Annotated in this window: 17 protein-coding genes; 14 read left to right on the forward strand and 3 right to left on the reverse strand. The window is 63.4% G+C overall.

The annotated features are described in order from the left end of the window. Positions 1-34: 34 nt before the first annotated feature. The 3 genes from FHR27_RS04670 to FHR27_RS04680 all read left to right on the forward strand — a co-directional run bounded on the left by FHR27_RS04670 (position 35) and on the right by FHR27_RS04680 (position 1,989). On the forward strand, positions 35-673 hold the full coding sequence (locus tag FHR27_RS04670; protein WP_027906448.1) for a TetR/AcrR family transcriptional regulator: 639 nt from the start codon (positions 35-37) through the stop codon (positions 671-673). A 101-nt stretch (positions 674-774) separates the two neighbouring features. Further along, on the forward strand, positions 775-1,380 hold the full coding sequence (locus FHR27_RS04675; RefSeq protein WP_042556688.1) for a DUF4823 domain-containing protein: 606 nt from the start codon (positions 775-777) through the stop codon (positions 1,378-1,380). A gap of 42 nt (positions 1,381-1,422) precedes the next feature. Further along, on the forward strand, positions 1,423-1,989 hold the full coding sequence (locus FHR27_RS04680; protein WP_179537946.1) for a DUF1285 domain-containing protein: 567 nt from the start codon (positions 1,423-1,425) through the stop codon (positions 1,987-1,989). Between the two features lie 181 nt (positions 1,990-2,170). Here FHR27_RS04680 and FHR27_RS04685 read toward each other — a convergent pair whose 3' ends face one another. Continuing rightward, positions 2,171-3,835, reverse strand: a complete 1,665-nt coding sequence (locus FHR27_RS04685) for an electron transfer flavoprotein-ubiquinone oxidoreductase (RefSeq protein ID WP_179537947.1) — start codon at positions 3,833-3,835, stop codon at positions 2,171-2,173. 313 nt (positions 3,836-4,148) lie between these two features. On the opposite strand from FHR27_RS04685, the gene FHR27_RS04690 reads away from it, so the two are divergent. Both FHR27_RS04690 and FHR27_RS04695 read left to right on the forward strand, forming a co-directional pair. Beyond that, entirely contained in the window at positions 4,149-4,898 is a 750-nt protein-coding gene (locus FHR27_RS04690; protein ID WP_042556685.1) for an electron transfer flavoprotein subunit beta/FixA family protein, read from the forward strand. After that, the gene (locus FHR27_RS04695) at positions 4,899-5,828 is read left to right on the forward strand and encodes an electron transfer flavoprotein subunit alpha/FixB family protein (RefSeq protein ID WP_042556684.1); all 930 of its coding nucleotides are present in this window, start codon (positions 4,899-4,901) and stop codon (positions 5,826-5,828) included. It begins immediately after the preceding gene. Here the strand turns inward: FHR27_RS04695 and FHR27_RS04700 are convergent. Beyond that, positions 5,731-6,795, reverse strand: a complete 1,065-nt coding sequence (locus FHR27_RS04700) for a LysR family transcriptional regulator (RefSeq protein ID WP_179537948.1) — start codon at positions 6,793-6,795, stop codon at positions 5,731-5,733. The two genes, FHR27_RS04695 and FHR27_RS04700, sit on opposite strands and share 98 nt — an antisense overlap. 88 nt (positions 6,796-6,883) lie before the next feature. Between FHR27_RS04700 and FHR27_RS04705 the strand changes: the two genes are divergently transcribed. Further along, the gene (locus FHR27_RS04705; protein WP_042556682.1) at positions 6,884-7,630 is read left to right on the forward strand and encodes a sulfite exporter TauE/SafE family protein; all 747 of its coding nucleotides are present in this window, start codon (positions 6,884-6,886) and stop codon (positions 7,628-7,630) included. Between the two features lie 55 nt (positions 7,631-7,685). Here FHR27_RS04705 and FHR27_RS04710 read toward each other — a convergent pair whose 3' ends face one another. Beyond that, positions 7,686-8,639, reverse strand: coding sequence for an alpha/beta fold hydrolase (locus FHR27_RS04710; RefSeq protein WP_179537949.1), 954 nt, complete (start codon positions 8,637-8,639; stop codon positions 7,686-7,688). Positions 8,640-8,737: 98 nt separating this feature from the next. On the opposite strand from FHR27_RS04710, the gene FHR27_RS04715 reads away from it, so the two are divergent. The 8 genes from FHR27_RS04715 (at position 8,738) to FHR27_RS04750 (ending at position 15,949) form a co-directional block, all read left to right on the forward strand. Beyond that, positions 8,738-9,571: a substrate-binding periplasmic protein gene (locus tag FHR27_RS04715; RefSeq protein ID WP_042556680.1), complete on the forward strand. Its 834-nt coding sequence runs from the start codon at positions 8,738-8,740 to the stop codon at positions 9,569-9,571. A 90-nt stretch (positions 9,572-9,661) separates the two neighbouring features. After that, on the forward strand, positions 9,662-9,934 hold the full coding sequence (locus FHR27_RS04720) for a DUF4398 domain-containing protein (protein ID WP_179540036.1): 273 nt from the start codon (positions 9,662-9,664) through the stop codon (positions 9,932-9,934). Then, a complete protein-coding gene (locus FHR27_RS04725) occupies positions 9,931-10,740 on the forward strand; it encodes an OmpA family protein (RefSeq protein ID WP_179537950.1) in 810 nt (269 codons plus the stop codon). The genes FHR27_RS04720 and FHR27_RS04725 overlap by 4 nt, the downstream gene beginning before the upstream one ends. Before the next feature lie 209 nt (positions 10,741-10,949). After that, a complete protein-coding gene (locus FHR27_RS04730) occupies positions 10,950-12,392 on the forward strand; it encodes an aminotransferase-like domain-containing protein (protein WP_042556721.1) in 1,443 nt (480 codons plus the stop codon). Positions 12,393-12,462: 70 nt separating this feature from the next. Further along, a complete protein-coding gene (locus tag FHR27_RS04735) occupies positions 12,463-14,124 on the forward strand; it encodes a vWA domain-containing protein (RefSeq protein WP_373565114.1) in 1,662 nt (553 codons plus the stop codon). A gap of 2 nt (positions 14,125-14,126) precedes the next feature. Further along, a complete protein-coding gene (locus FHR27_RS04740) occupies positions 14,127-14,717 on the forward strand; it encodes an RNA polymerase sigma factor (RefSeq protein WP_179537951.1) in 591 nt (196 codons plus the stop codon). Next, positions 14,714-15,301: a hypothetical protein gene (locus FHR27_RS04745; protein WP_179537952.1), complete on the forward strand. Its 588-nt coding sequence runs from the start codon at positions 14,714-14,716 to the stop codon at positions 15,299-15,301. Before FHR27_RS04740 ends, FHR27_RS04745 begins: the two co-directional genes overlap by 4 nt. Before the next feature lie 117 nt (positions 15,302-15,418). After that, positions 15,419-15,949 carry a hypothetical protein gene (locus FHR27_RS04750; protein ID WP_179537953.1) on the forward strand — a complete coding sequence of 177 codons (531 nt, stop codon included), beginning with the start codon at positions 15,419-15,421 and terminating at the stop codon, positions 15,947-15,949. The last annotated feature ends 39 nt before the right edge of the window (positions 15,950-15,988 follow it).

Consider the following 15,988-nt stretch of genomic DNA (forward strand, 5'->3'; position numbering starts at 1 on the left):
TACCGGACTTGAATTACGACCTTGTCATTTCCTTATGCAGAAAGAACCCCGCAAGATCCGTGAGTTTCGCCGCCGCGAGCAGGAGATTCTCGACATCGCTCTGAAACTCTTCCTCGAGCAGGGCGAGGACAGCGTGACCGTGGAGATGATTGCCGACGCCGTGGGTATCGGCAAAGGCACCATCTACAAGCATTTCAAGTCGAAGGCGGAGATCTACCTGCGGCTGATGCTCGACTACGAGCGTGATCTGAACGAGTTGCTGCATTCGTCCGATATCGACCGTGACAAGGAAGCGCTGTCGCGGGCCTATTTCGAATTCCGCATGCGCGACCCGCAACGCTACCGGCTGTTCGATCGCCTGGAAGAGAAGGTGGTCAAGGGCAATCAGGTACCTGAGCTGGTGGAGCAGCTGCACAGCATCCGCGCCTCCAACTTCGAGCGCCTCACCCAGTTGATCAAGGGGCGCATCGCCGAGGGCAAGCTCGAAGACGTACCCCCGTACTTCCACTATTGCGCTGCCTGGGCACTGGTGCATGGGGCCGTGGCGCTCTATCACTCGCCGTTCTGGAGCAATGTGCTGGAAGATCAGGAAGGCTTCTTCCAGTTCCTGATGGATATCGGCGTGCGCATGGGCAACAAGCGCAAGCGCGACAGCGAGACGCCTCCCGCCTGACCCCTCCGACCCGATTCGGGCGACGAGTGAGCCGACTGGCGCGAAACCTGCTTGGAGCAGTCATTCGCCGGTTTTCCGTCGCCGGTCTCGGGAGAGTTCACATGCGTAATCTGTTCGCCCTGGCCCTATTGCTGAGCCTCGCTGGCTGCATGAATGTCAGCGACATGGCCGATGGCGCCACCTACCACCTGCGTGATGCGGGCGTGCTGGATCACAGCAAGGTGCGGCGCTCGGCGTCCTGGCGGCTGCAGGGTGACTCGTTCATCTACATCGCTCAGGGCCACTTCGCGCCAAGTGGCAAGCACGCCTATCCGCGGCCCAATGTGGTGGCCGAGGAAGCGTTCCGCGGTTTCGTCGAATACTTTCCCATGGTACGTCGCGCCAAGGCGCCTGTCGGCCTGGATGAGGCGCTGGGCGAAGCCCGCGCCGCCGGTGCCCACTATCTGCTCTACACCCGTTTCGCCTATGCCGATGACCGCATCGGCACCATGGAGGAGTGGGAAGATCAGGAGGCCTTCGATCGCCTCGGTACCGACCGCAGCGTGCTGCAGTTGATGCTGATCGAAACCAACACCCGCTATCTGGTGGACACCGCGCGAATTCACAGTCGTGGCGGATTCCTGACGTTCTACGACGCCAGGCCCGAAGACCTGATCCGGGCGCCGCTCGAGGATTATGCGCGTACACTGCTCGGATTCAGTCGTTGAGGGCACTGCCGCCTGGTGCTCCTCGGAGCGTGAGGAAGGGTAATGAGTGAACGCGACAAGGCCGGCGACCTGCTGGCGCAGATTCCGCCAGCAGGCAGCAAGGGCATGCCGCCGGTGCATCTGTGGAATCCCGATTTCTGCGGCGATATCGATATGCGTATCGCCCGCGACGGCTCATGGTTCTACATGGGTACGCCCATCGGTCGGCCAGCCATGGTGCGGCTGTTCTCGACGATCATTCGCCGTGATGGCGACGACTACTTTCTGGTCACGCCGGTAGAGAAGGTCGGCATCAAGGTCGATGACGCGCCTTTCGTGGCAATCTCCGTGCAGGTGACGGGGCAGGGTGAGGGGCAGGTGCTGCGCTTCGTCAGCAATGTCGGTGACGAGGTCGAGGCGGGTGATGAGCATCCGTTGCGGGTCGAGCTGGATGCGCAGACTCAGGAACCATCGCCCTACGTGCACGTGCGCGCCAACCTGGACGCGCTGATCCATCGCAACGTTTTCTACCAGTTGGTCGAGTTGGCGCAAACCCGTGAAATCGACGGCCAGCCATGGCTGGGCGTGTGGAGTGGTGGCGTGTTCTTTCCCATCGGGCCGCTGGAATAGGGCCCATGAAAAAGGCTCCCGAGGGAGCCTTTCAATAGCCAGGATTTGTGCACGATCTAGCGAGCTAGAGCCCTGCAAGGCAAAAACAGGCGAGGAAGCGGAGTTTACGAGTTGTAAATGAGCATTCCGAGCCTGTTTTAAACGCCGCAGGGCCGACGCGCAGCAGATTGTGCGCAGATCCTTACATGTTGGGGTAGTTAGGCCCACCCGTCCCTTCCGGCGCCACCCAGGTGATGTTCTGGGCCGGGTCCTTGATGTCGCAAGTCTTGCAGTGCACGCAGTTCTGCGCGTTGATCTGGAAGCGCTTGCTGCCATCGTCGTTGGCGACCACTTCGTACACGCCGGCCGGGCAGTAGCGCTGCGCCGGTTCGTCGTACAGCGGCAGGTTCTTGTCGATCGGAATGCTCGGGTCGGCCAGCTTGAGGTGGCAGGGCTGCTCCTCTTCGTGGTTGGTGTTGGAGAGAAACACCGAGCTCAGTTTGTCGAAGCTGAGCTTGCCGTCCGGTTTCGGGTAGTCGATCTTCTTGCTTTGGGCCGCAGGCTTGAGGCAGGCGTAGTCCGGCTTGTCGTCGTGCAGGGTGAAGGGCAGCTTGCCGCCGAACAGGTTCTGGTCGACCCAGTTGATGCCGCCACCGACCACAGCGCCGTACTTGTGGATCGCCGCGCCGAAGTTGCGGCTGCGGAACAGTTCGTCGTACAGCCAGCTGGCCTTGAAGGCGTCGACATAGTTGCCCAGCTCGTCGCCACCCTGACGGCCAGCGGCCAGGGCCTCGGCGATGGCCTCGGCAGCCAGCATGCCGGATTTCATGGCGGTGTGGCTGCCCTTGATCTTGGCGAAGTTGAGGGTGCCGAGATCGCAGCCGATCAGGGCGCCACCTGGGAATACCATCTTCGGCAGCGAGTTCAGGCCGCCCTTGGCAATGGCGCGGGCGCCGTAGGCGACACGCTTGCCGCCTTCCAGGTATTGCTTGAATACCGAGTGGTGCTTGAGGCGCTGGAACTCGTCGAACGGCGACAGGTGCGGGTTCGCGTAGGACAGGTCGATGATCAGGCCGACCACCACCTGGTTGTTTTCCAGGTGATAGAGGAAGGAGCCGCCGGTGTTCTCGGTGCCCATGATGTCCATCGGCCAACCGGCGGTGTGCACCACCAGGCCTTGCTGGTGCTTGCTCGGGTCGATGTCCCAGATTTCCTTGATTCCGATGCCGTAGTGCTGGGCGTCGGCTTCGCTGTCGAGGTTGTATTTCTTGATCAGTTGCTTGCCAAGGTGGCCACGGCAGCCTTCGGCGAACAGCGTGTACTTGGCGCGCAGTTCCATGCCGGGGGTGTAATAGCCTTCCTTGGGGTTGCCTTCGCGGTCGACGCCCAGGTCGCCGGTGACGATGCCGCGAACCACACCGCTTTCATCGATCAGCGCTTCCTGAGCGGCGAAACCCGGGTAGATTTCCACGCCGAGATTCTCCGCCTGCTGGGCCAGCCAGCGGCACAGATTGCCGAGGGAGATGATATAGTTGCCTTCGTTGTGCATGGTCTTGGGCACGAAGAAGCCCGGAACCTTGACGGAGCTGTCGGCATCTTTCAGCACGTAGATGTCGTCGCCTTTGACCGGCGTATTCAGCGGCGCGCCCAGTTCCTTCCAGTCGGGGAACAGTTCGTCCAGGGCGCGTGGCTCGAAGACCGCGCCGGAAAGGATGTGGGCACCCACTTCGGAGCCTTTCTCGACCACGCAGACGCTGATTTCCTGGCCAGCCTCGGCGGCCTTCTGCTTCAGACGGCAAGCGGCGGACAGGCCGGCAGGGCCAGCGCCGACGATGACGACGTCGAACTCCATAAATTCGCGTTCCACGGGCTATCTCCTCATCAAGGCTCTCTAATTTTTCATGGCGAGCCAGCAACCTTCCCAAGGCACGCTCGCGCAGTATATAGCCAGCCTCGATTAGGGCCAATACAAACGTTTGTTTGAATTTTCTGTAGGCCTGCTAGAATCGAGCTACAACACGAATGGCTCGCAGCCAGGGCGTATTGACCGAGCCAGGTGTGACGGTCAAGATAAGGGCGGTTTTGCGCTCGCCGCCTGAGCTATGGTGTCTGCTTGTCTGCATCACCCGCATGCTCGCTTCTGGCGACATTCCTATTCACCGGAGAGTAACGAGGAATCCATGAAGGTTCTTGTAGCTGTCAAACGAGTGGTCGATTACAACGTCAAGGTTCGCGTCAAACCGGACAACAGTGGCGTCGATCTTGCCAACGTCAAGATGTCGATGAACCCTTTCTGCGAAATCGCCGTTGAAGAGGCCGTGCGCCTGAAAGAGAAGGGCGTCGCCAGTGAAATCGTGGTCGTCTCCATCGGCCCTGCCCAGGCGCAGGAACAACTGCGTACCGCACTGGCACTGGGCGCCGATCGCGCCGTGCTGGTCGAGTCGGCCGAAGAGCTGAACTCCCTGGCGGTCGCCAAGCTGCTCAAGGCAGTGGTCGACAAGGAGCAGCCGCAGCTTGTCATCCTCGGCAAGCAGGCCATCGACAGCGACAACAACCAGACCGGCCAGATGCTGGCTGCGCTGACCGGCTACGCCCAAGGTACCTTCGCCTCCAAGGTGGAAGTCAGCGGCGACAAGGTCAACGTCACCCGTGAGATCGACGGCGGTCTGCAAACCGTTGCGCTGAACCTGCCGGCCATCGTCACCACCGACCTGCGCCTGAACGAGCCGCGTTACGCCTCGCTGCCGAACATCATGAAGGCCAAGAAAAAGCCGCTGGAAACCCTGACCCCTGACGCGCTGGGCGTTTCCACTGCCTCCACCGTCAAGACCATCAAGGTCGAAGCGCCAGCTGCACGCGGTGCGGGTATCAAGGTCAAGTCGGTTGCCGAACTGGTCGAGAAACTGAAAACCGAAGCGAAGGTGATCTAAATGACTATCCTGGTTATCGCTGAACACACCAATTCCGCGCTGGCACCAGCGACCCTCAACACCGTCGCTGCCGCACAGGCCATCGGTGGTGACATCCACGTACTGGTCGCCGGCCAAGGCGTTGGCGCTGCCGCTGAAGCGGCTGCCAAGATCGCTGGCGTCGCCAAGGTGCTGGTTGCCGACAATGCCGCATTCGCTCATCAGTTGCCGGAAAACGTCGCGCCGCTGGTTGCCGAGCTCGGCAAGGCCTACAGCCACGTCCTGGCTGCCGCCACCAGCAACGGCAAGAACATCCTGCCGCGCGTCGCTGCACAGCTGGACGTCGACCAGATCTCCGAGATCGTCTCCGTGGAGAGCCCGGACACCTTCAAGCGTCCGATCTACGCCGGTAACGCCATCGCTACGGTGCAATCCTCCGCAGCCGTGAAAGTGATCACCGTGCGTGCCACCGGTTTCGACGCCGTGGCGGCCGAAGGCGGTTCCGCTGCCATCGAGAACGTTTCGGCGGGCGGCGATGCCGGCAAGTCGGCGTTCGTCGGTGAGGAGCTGGCCAAGTCCGATCGTCCGGAACTGACCGCTGCCAAGATCGTGGTCTCCGGTGGCCGCGGCATGCAGAACGGCGACAACTTCAAACACCTGTACACCCTGGCCGACAAGCTCGGCGCAGCGGTCGGTGCTTCCCGTGCCGCGGTCGACGCCGGTTTCGTGCCGAACGACATGCAGGTCGGCCAGACCGGCAAGATCGTCGCTCCGCAGCTGTACATCGCGGTCGGCATCAGCGGTGCCATCCAGCACCTGGCCGGCATGAAGGACTCCAAGGTGATCGTCGCGATCAACAAGGACGAAGAAGCACCGATCTTCCAGGTTGCCGACTATGGCCTGGTCGCCGATCTGTTCGAAGCCGTCCCGGAGCTGGAAAAGCTGGTCTGATCCAGCTGTTTCTGCACCCAGAGAACCCGCTCATTCGAGCGGGTTTTTTATTGCCTGCCAGCCCTCGGGCAAGGGCGGCTTCGGCGGTGACGCCAAGGTGCAGGAGCAGGCTGCGCATGGGCGGGGACAGCGCCTGCCAGGAACCGAAGCAGAGGCACAACTGACGGCGTGCCCAGTCATCGCTCAGGGATACCGTCCGCAATCCGTGGCGGCGCCGGTAGCGGCTGGCGGTGGTCAGTGGGACGATGCCCAGGCCGACACCATGGGCGACCATCTGGCACAGGCCCTCGAAGGTTTTCAGGCGAATGCGCAGGGTCAGCTCACCGCCAGCCGAGCGGGCGTGATCGAGGATGTGGTCCTGCAAGGCATTACCTGCTGCCAGGCCGACGAAGGGCTCGTCGAGCACATCGGCCAGTTGCAGCGTGGTCTGGTCTGCCAGGCGGTGCTCGGTGGGCATGATCAGAACCAGATGATCCTTCGCCACAGGCTGCATGTGCAGGCCCTGGGCCTCGACGGCGTCGGACACGATACCGGCTTCGGCCAGGCCGCTGCCGATGAGCCCGACGATCTCGGCGCTGGTGCGCTCCTTGAGTTCGAGGTGCAGCCCTAGGCGCTGGGCCAACCAGGGAGCGAGTCGGGGAGGGAGGAAGTCGGTCAGCGCCGCGGTATTGGCATACAGATGCAGTGTGCCCCGCGCGCCGTTGGCGAAGTCACGCAACTCGTCCTGAAGCAGCGACTGCTGGTCGAGGATCAGGCGGCCATGGTGCGCCAGGGCTTCACCTGCTTCGGTCGGCGCTACGCCCCGCGGCAGACGCAGTAGCAGCGGCACACCTGCATCGCGCTCGAGGTTGCGCAGCCGCTCGCTGGCCGAGGCCAGGGCAAGGTTCGCCAGGGTTGCACCGCGGGTGATGCTGCCCGCCTCCAGCACGCACAGGAAGAGGCGCAGGTCGGCCAGATCCGGTCGCATGTCAGCGCTCCTCAGCCTTCGGAAAAACCAGAGGATACGATGAAAGATCCTGATTGTGCGAAAGCACTCTGACAGGCCAAATGGGCGCATGAACGAATCCTTGTCCCTGTTGCTACCGCTGATGTTGATCTTCCTCGTGGCCGGAGTGGTCAAGGGCGTGACGGGCATGGGCCTGCCCACGGTTGCCATGGGCCTGCTGGTGACCTTCATGTCGCCAGCGGCGGCTGCGGCCCTGCTGGTCATCCCCTCGCTGGTCAGCAACCTCTGGCAGAGCCTGGCGGGCCCGGCGACGGTGAGTCTGTTGCGCCGCCTGTGGCCGATGGCGCTGGGTATCCTGCTGGGCACCCTGAGCAGTACGGCACTGCTGGTGCGGGTCGATCCATCCTGGTCTGCCTTCGGGCTGGGGTGCGCGCTGCTGGCCTACGCCAGCTATGCCCTGGTGTCTCCGGCCGTCTCGGTACCCGCGCGATGGGAGCGAACGCTGTCGCCGCTGGTGGGGATCGTCACTGGGCTGATCACCGGGGGCACCGGGGTTTTCGTGATGCCCGCGGTTCCCTATCTGCAGGCGCTGCGCCTGAGCAAGGACGAACTGGTGCAGGCGCTAGGCCTGTCCTTCACGGTGTCGACCCTGGCGCTGGCGGGCGGTTTGCTGTTGCAGGGAGCCTTTCGCGTCGACCAGTTGGGTGTGTCTTCGCTGGCGGTCATCCCGGCGCTGCTGGGGATGTGGCTGGGGCAGTCGATTCGTGCGCGCCTGAGTCCAAGGCATTTCCGCCTGTGCTTCCTGTGGTTTCTGCTGATTCTGGGGCTCGAGCTGATCTCGCGGCCTTTCTTCTGACGGCAGGAGACGATCCATTCGCTGTCTCGCCGGAACAGGCTGGTTACGCGTCCGGCTACTGTTTCGTGGCCGTGGCCTGTGCCCCATGGGTACCGACGAACTGCAGGTACTGGGTCGCGGTTTCTTCGGGGCGCTCGAGCATCGGCGCGTGACCGCAGCCCTTCATGATCACTACGCTCGGGTCTGCCAGTAGCGGCTTCATCACCTCGATGCTGGATACGTCCAGAATGCGATCCTGATCGCCCCAGAGCAGCAGCGTAGGGGCGCTGATTCGTGGCAGTTCGGGCTCGAGGGGCAGGTAGCGTTGGCGCAGGTGGTCGAAAACCACGCGCTGATGGGCGCTGTCGTCGACGGCACGTTGCGCCAGGTACTGATGGATGCGCTCCGGCAACTGGGGCGGGGCGACGAACAGCCAGTCGAGGAGCTGATCGAACTGCAGCGTGCTTTCCACCAGAAGGGGGTTGTCGCCGCGCTCCTCCAGACCTCGAAAGAAGTCGCTACGCCGTGGCGCATCGATGCCGGCATTGGCCATCAGGGCCAGGCTGGTGACCTGCTCCGGGTAGCGGGCCGCATAGAGCGCTGCGATATGCCCACCCATGGAGTGGCCAACCAGATGCAGGCGTCTTATCGACAGTGCATCGACGAAGGCTGCCAGGCGCTCGGCCTGGGTGCCGACATCGTAGCTGCCGTGCGGCCGGCCACTGTCGCCGAAGCCGGGCAGGTCCACGGCAATCACGTGATAGCGCTCGGTTAGATCCCGGGCGAACCACAGCCAGGTGCTCTTGTCGGCACCGAAACCGTGAACCAGCAGTACGGTCTCGGCACCTTGCGGGCCACCTTCGTAATAACTGACGTTCAGGTCGTTGACGCTGACGCTGCGCTCGTGCAGCCCGGCGCGCCACTGCTCGATGGATTGATAGGCCGTCAATTGCGCCGCGGGCGACAGGTAGAGCACCGCGCCTGCGGCGAGGGCGATGACGACGAATACGGCGAGAATCATTTTCTTCATGCGGCGTTTATCGCTGAATATCGAAGGAGTATGAGCTAGCATGTCACGAATCTTGTGCCGGTGGCTGTCCGGCCGATATCTGAATCGAGAGAGTGCCAATGGGTGAGCGAGGTTTGATCAGGTCAGCTGTGCTGTTGCTTGCCGGCTCGCTGCTGGCCGGTGGTGCGCAGGCTGCCGGCAAATGCGAGCGACTGGTCGCGACCGGCAACCCCGAGTACCCGCCTTACCTGTGGCGTGACCCGCAGAACCCGGGGCAACTGATCGGTGCCACCGTCGACCTGCTCAAGGCGGTTTCCGAGGAGCTCGGTGTCGGCATCGAGGTGGTCTACGCGGGGCCGTGGTCGAGGGCGCAGGAGGATGTGCGAACCGGGCGTATCGACATGCTCGCCGGCGCCTTCCTGACCGTATCACGGCTGGAAAGCATGGACTTCGTTCACCCAGCTTTCCTGTCGACGCCGAGCGTGGTCTGGGTGCGCAAGGGCAGCGATTTCCCGTATGCCGGCTGGGCCGATCTGCAGGGGCGTACCGGTGACACGCTGGTCAACAACAGCTTCGGGCAGACGTTCGACACCTATGCCAAGGACAACCTGACCCTCGAAGGGGTTTCCAGCCTGACCCAGGCGTTCCAGAAACTGTTGCTGGGGCGTACCGACTACGTGCTCTACGAGCGCTATCCGGGGCAGGCGCTGGCTTCGACCCTGGGCCTGCAGGACGATCTGCAGGTGCTCGATCCGCCGGTTTCCAGCGAGGGGCTGCACCTGGCGCTGTCGCACAACTCGGCGTGCAACGACCCCTGGCTGCGCGGACAGCTGGCCAGAAAAATGACAGAATTCACCGCCGCTGGCGTGCCGCAAACCCTTCTGCAACGCAACTTGCAGCGCTGGAAGGAACAACAGCCGCAACCCGCTGCCAGTAGTGTTCCGAATCAGTAGGACGTACCTGTGATCTATCGATATACCGGCGCCGCGCTGGCGCTGCTGTTGCTTCAAGGCTGTGCCACTGACCCTGCACCTTCGGAGCAGATGCGCCTCACCGAACAGGTGATCGAGCAGGCCCGTACCGTGGCTGCCGGCGAAACCGTCGCCGAGCTCACCCAGGCCGAGGACAAGCTTGCCCGGGCACGTTCGGCCATGGACGAGGAGGCGTACCGCACTGCTCGTGTCCAGGCCGAACAGGCCGAGCTGGATGCGCGCCTGGCCGAGGCTCGGGTGCTGACGCTGCGCAGCCAGGCGCAATTGACCGAGCTGAACCGCCATATCAAGCGGCTTCGCGATCAGTTGGGAGCCATGCCATGAGCCTGTCGCGGATGAGTGCCGTGGCGCTGGTTGGCGCCGTTCTGAGCGGTTGCGCCGGTTTCGATGACCAGCACAGCGCTGCGCTCGACGCTGCCCGTAGCAGCTTCCAGTCGGTCAGGGAGGATCCTCAGGTGCTGCGTAGCGCGCCCAAGGATGTCATTCGTGCCGGCGAGTCCCTTGGGCGTGCCGAGCGCTTGTCCGGCTATTGGGGCAGCGGTGACGACGTGGCCCATTACGCCTACCTGAGCCAGCGCTATAGCGAGATTGCCCGTGAGCATGCGCAGCTCGCTCTGGATCAGGAGCGTGCTGCACGCCTGGAGCTCGAGCGTCAGCGTCTGCAACTGGCGCTGCGTGAAGCCAAGCTGACCAGCGTGCAGGAGCAGAATGCCTGGCTCGAAGAGCAGATCGTCAGCCTGGCCACTGCGCAGACCGACCGCGGTCTGGTGATGACCCTCGGCGACGTGCTGTTCGACGCGGGCGAAGCGCACCTCAAGACCAGCGCCAATCGCACCGTGTTGAAGCTCGTGCAGTTTCTGCAGCTGAACCCGCGCCGCGTGCTGCGCATAGAGGGTTACACCGACAGCAGCGGCAAGCGCGAGGAAAATCTGCAGCTGTCTCGGGATCGCGCGCAGACCGTCGCCGATGCGCTGATCGATCTGGGCATCGATGCCGGGCGCATCGAGGTGCAAGGCTTTGGCGAGAGCTTCCCGGTGGCTGAAAACGCTTCGGCCAAGGGCAAGGCGCAGAACCGTCGCGTCGAGATCTTATTCTCCGATGAACAGGGGCGGCTGGGCGCTACTCGCTAGAGACCATGGCGCAGGACCCCGCTACTGACTGCCAGTGCGGGGTTTTTCATGACCGTCTGCGCTGGCTTCTACCCTCGGGTCGTCATCAGCGGCCTGGAAAGATCATTCCCGAACCAAGCGGCTGTATCGTCGAGATATTTCAGGGCTGTACCGGTACAGAAACATTCAGTTGGAGTACTGTTATGGTTCAGTCCCGGGATGAAGCGGCCATGACCAATCTGTTGCTCTATCAGCGTATCGCTCAGCAGCTGGCGGATGATATCCGTCGTGGCGTCTATCAGCCCGGTGAGCGGGTGCCATCGGTGCGCAAGCTCAGCGCCCAGCTCAGCGTCAGCCATGCCACGGTGCTGCAGGCCTATGCCAATCTGGAAGACCTGGGCCTGATTCGGGCACGTCCGCAGTCCGGCTTCTACGTGCACCAGACGCCTGCGCTGACTGCCGATACACCGGATATCGCGCGGGTCGAACGGCCCGGCCTGGTGACGCGCAGCAGCATCATCAATCAGGTGCTCGGCGAAGCGCGCAGAGAAGGTGTGTTTCCCCTCGGGGCGGCGGTGCCTCACGTCGACTACCTGCCGGTTCGCGCCCTGCATCAGCAGCTTGCCAAGGTCACTCGCTTCCAGAGCCCGCGCGCCTTCAGCTACATGTTCAGCCCCGGTTTCGAACCGCTGCGCCGCCAGGTGGCGATCCGCATGCGCGATGCCGGTGTGCTGGTCGATCCCTCCGAGGTGGTGATCACCCACGGTTGCGTGGACGCCCTGCAGATGTCCCTGCGGGTGCTGACGCGCCCCGGCGACCTGATCGCCACCGAGTCGCCGACCTATTACGGTTTGCTGCAACTGGCCGATCTGCTCGGGCTCAAGGTCATCGAGATTCCCAGTGATCCCACCACCGGGATCAGCGTCGAGGCCCTGCAACTGGCTGCCAGCCAGTGGCCGATCAAGGCGCTGGTGCTTACTGCGCGCCTGAGCAACCCGCTGGGTGGCACCATTCCCGAGGCTCGGCAGAAACAGCTGCTGCGCCTGGCCAGCGACTTCGATATCCAGATCGTCGAGGACGACATCTACGGCGAACTGATGTTCGAACAGGGGCGCACCAAGGCGCTCAAGGCCGGGGATCTGGAAGGGCGTGTGGTGTATTGCTCGAGCTTTTCCAAAACCCTGTCGCCTGGGGTGCGCATCGGCTGGATCATTGCCGGCAAGTATCAGGACGAAATCCAGCGGCTGCAGATGTTCACTACCCATTCGGCCTGCAGCGTCACCCAGATGGCGGTGGCCGCTTACCTGGAAAATGGTGGCTACGACCGTCATCTCCGGCACATCCGTCAGGAATACCGCAAGAACCTGAGTGCCTTCCAGCTGGCGGTGCAGCAGTATTTCCCCGAGGGTACGCAGATCACCCGGCCCAATGGCGGCTTCATTCTCTGGGTCAGTCTGCCGGCGCGGGTCAACACCAAGGATCTGCACGTCAGCGCCTTGCAGCAGGGTATCAGCATCGCCCCGGGGCTGATCTTCAGCAACACCGAGCAGTTCAACCACTGCGTGCGCCTCAACTGCGGGATCCCCTGGAACCGCGAAGCGGAGCGCGCCCTGATGACCCTCGGCATGCTGGCCAGCCAGCTCTGTCAGGAGGCAGCCGCCAGCAGCTTCTAGCGTTAACCCGAATCAGGTCAGCCGTGCGTCTACTGGATCAGAGCGACTCTTTCGATCCAGGAGATGCACCATGAAAATGATTGCCCAGCCTCTGTTGTGCGGCCTTGCCAGCGGTGTCGTGCTGTCGCTGACGGCCTGCACGGCCAGCCATGAAGATGCCAGCGAGGCGCCGCGCAGCGAGCCGCCAACTGTCAGTGAAGTGGCATCGATCCAGCAGCAGGTTCGTCCCGCACCGATGATGACGCGCATGGCAGCGCCACTGGCCGCTGATCAGGCTCATGCGTCGGTCGCCGAGGCCAGCGGCGAGCAGTACCAGCGTCTGGCCGCCAATCCCGTGCAATCCGTCGCCGAGGCGCCGGTATCCACCTTCAGCATCGACGTGGATACCGGCAGCTACGCCAACGTGCGGCGCTTCCTGAACGAGGGGCGGCTGCCACCGGCCGAGGCGGTGCGCCTCGAGGAACTGGTCAATTACTTTCCCTATGCCTATCCGATGCCCAGAGGTGCCGCACCGTTCGGGGTCGGCAGCGAGCTGGCGGTGACGCCCTGGAACCCGCAGAGCCGCTTGCTGCGCATCGCCGTCAAGGCGTCCGACCTGCAAGTCGCCGAGTTGCCGGCCGCCAACCTGGTGTTCCTGGTCGATGTATCCGGTTCGATGGATCGCCCCGAGGGCCTGCCGCTGGTGCAGAGCACCCTTAAACTGCTGGTCGATCAATTAAGGGCCCAGGATCGCGTCTCGCTGGTGGTCTATGCCGGTGACTCCAGCGTGGTGCTGGAGCCAACGTCCGGCTCGCGCAAGGCGGCTATCCGCGCAGCCATCGAGCAGTTGCGGGCCGGCGGTTCGACGGCGGGGGAGTCGGGCATTCAGCTCGCCTACCAACAGGCGCAGAAGGGCTTCATCGAAGGCGGCATCAATCGCATCCTGCTGGCCACCGATGGTGACTTCAATGTCGGCATCAGCGACTTCGAGAGCCTCAAGGCGCTCGCTGTCGACAAGCGCAGGAGCGGTATCTCGCTGACCACCCTGGGGTTCGGTACGGGCAACTACAACGAGCGGCTCATGGAGCAGCTGGCCGATGCTGGCGATGGCAACTACGCCTACATCGACAACCTGCGCGAGGCGCGCAAGGTGCTGGTCGAACAGCTCAGCTCGACCCTGGCCACGGTCGCCCGGGATGTGAAGGTTCAGGTCGAATTCAACCCGGCTCGAGTCAGCGAGTACCGTCTGCTCGGTTACGAGAACCGCGCGCTGAAGCGTGAAGACTTCAGCAACGACAAGGTCGATGCCGGCGACATCGGTGCCGGGCACAGCGTGACAGCGCTGTACGAGATCGTGCCGGTCGGCAACGAGGGCTGGCTGGAGCCGCTGCGCTATCGGCAGGCGGCGCAAGCGAGCTCGGGCGACAGCGAGCTGGCCTGGCTGCGCATCCGTTACAAGACGCCCGAGCAGAATCACAGCCGCCTGCTGGAAACGGCCATCGAGGCGCCTGTGTCCTACACGCCAATCAGCAAGGCCAGTGAGGACCTGCGTTTCGCGGCCTCCGTGGCAGCCTTCGCCCAGCAACTGAGCGGGGGCCGCTACACCGGGAACTTCGACTGGGCCGCTACGGCGGCGCTGGCGCGGGGCAGTCGTGGCGACGATCCGTTCGGTCTGCGCAACGAGTTCGTGCAACTGGTGGAACTGGCGCAAAGCCTGCAAACTGGCGATTCCCGTGCTACCGGAGTCGACTGAGTGTGACCGCCAATCCCCCAACCGCCGTAGAGCCCGGCGATGCCGAGTTGTTGCGCCGCTACCGGGGCGGCGATGCCGCGTCGTTCACGCAGCTTTACGAGCGGCACCGCCTTGGTCTGTTTCGATTTCTGCTTGGTTTGTGCGGCGATCACGCGGTCGCCGAAGAGGTATTCCAGGACACCTGGATGAGCCTGATCCGCAGCGAGTCCCTGCAGCGCGAGGCGGCAGTGCTGTTCAAGACCTGGCTCTACCAGATCGCCCGCAACCGCCTGATCGACCACTGGCGCAAGCATGGCAAGCGTCAGCAGCACGAGGACGTGTTCGACGAGCACCTGCATGATCAGCCCAGCGGCGATCCCGATCCTGAGCGGCAACTGAGCCTCAGCCAGGACCAGGCGCGGATCCAGGCTGCACTCGATGACCTGCCCGCGGAGCAGCGCGAGGTCTTTCTGTTGCGCGCGCACGCCGACCTGGAATTGCACGAGATTGCCGAGCTGACCCACACGCCGGCAGAAACGGTTAAAAGTCGCCTGCGCTATGCGATGCAGAAACTGCGTCGCCTGCTCAGCGTGGCCGAAGAGGTATCTCCATGAACGATCACCGGCACGATTTCGAGGGTGACGAGGAACTGCTGCGGCACGTGCGCCAGTACGATCGCCAGCGGCCGTCGTCGGCACTCGATGCCCGCATTCTGGCTGCCGCCGCCGAGGCCGCAAGAGCACACGAGCCACAGGCGCAAAGCGCCTGGCAGCGTTTGTTGGGCTGGTTGGCTGGCGCATCGGGGCGCGGGCGCTGGTCGGCAGCCTTCGGGTGCCTGGCGTTGCTCGGGCTGGGGCTTGGTCTGAGCCTGAAAACGCTCGAGCAGGTTCCACCTGCCTATGATGCGCCGCCCACGGTGATGCAGCGTCAGGCCCCCGCGCCGATGGCGTTGCAGGCACCGCCAAGCCCCGCCTCGAGCTCGGTGATGGGCGAAGCGGCCGAGGCGCCGAAGATCGTCGCGCGTATGACGGCCAAGATGGCGACACTGCCGGGCAATGTGTCGAGCGCGCTGCGTGAGATCGCCGATCTGCGGGCGCGCGGCGAAGGGGAAGAGGCCGAGCAGCGGGTGGCACGCCTGAAAGAGCAGTACCCCGATCTGGACGTCGAGGCCGAGCTGTTGCGTTGGCCGCAACCATGACGCATCGATGGGCATCGACAGGCGGTGCTGCCATTCGGCAGCCCGGCTGGCGTTATTCTTCAGGCGTTTTAGAATGAGTCTTTAACCGCAACTGCGTGAACTGCCGCGATGACCTCGATGCGTTACCTATTGCCGATACTTTGTGCCGTGCTGCTCAGCGCCTGTGGTTCCGATGACCAGGGCGGGGAGACGCCGCGCAAGAACAGTGAGCCGGCGGTCGCCGCCAGCCAGACCCCGAACAAGCCAGCCGAGCCCGCCGAGCAGCCGGCCAAGGCTGCACCCGAAGAGGCGGCGCCAGCGGTGCAAGCGCCAGCCGCAGATGCTGCAGACGAAGCCAAGCATGCTGCGCCCGCCAAAAAGGCGGCAGAGCGAGCCAAGACCGAGAAAAAACCGCAGAAAGTCGTGCAGGCGGCGCCGCCCAAGACCAAGCTCGATTTGAGCCTGCCGAAGGAACTGGCTGCCCAGCTCGATGCTGAAAACCGTGCGGCGGATGACGGTATCGCGCCAATCCTGCCGGCTTTTTTCGAAGAGAAGAAACCCACGCTCAACCCTTTCCAGCTGAGTGGCAGGTTGCTCACGGGAGAGGCGGGTACCGAGTTTTCCAATTCGGTGGAGGGTGCCGAGCTGCATTTCGAGTTCCGCCGCTAGGCAGGGCTGCACCAGCAAAATCGCCCAGCGTACCGGTTT

Source organism: Pseudomonas flavescens (genome assembly GCF_013408425.1).
Classification (GTDB): domain Bacteria; phylum Pseudomonadota; class Gammaproteobacteria; order Pseudomonadales; family Pseudomonadaceae; genus Aquipseudomonas; species Aquipseudomonas fulva_A.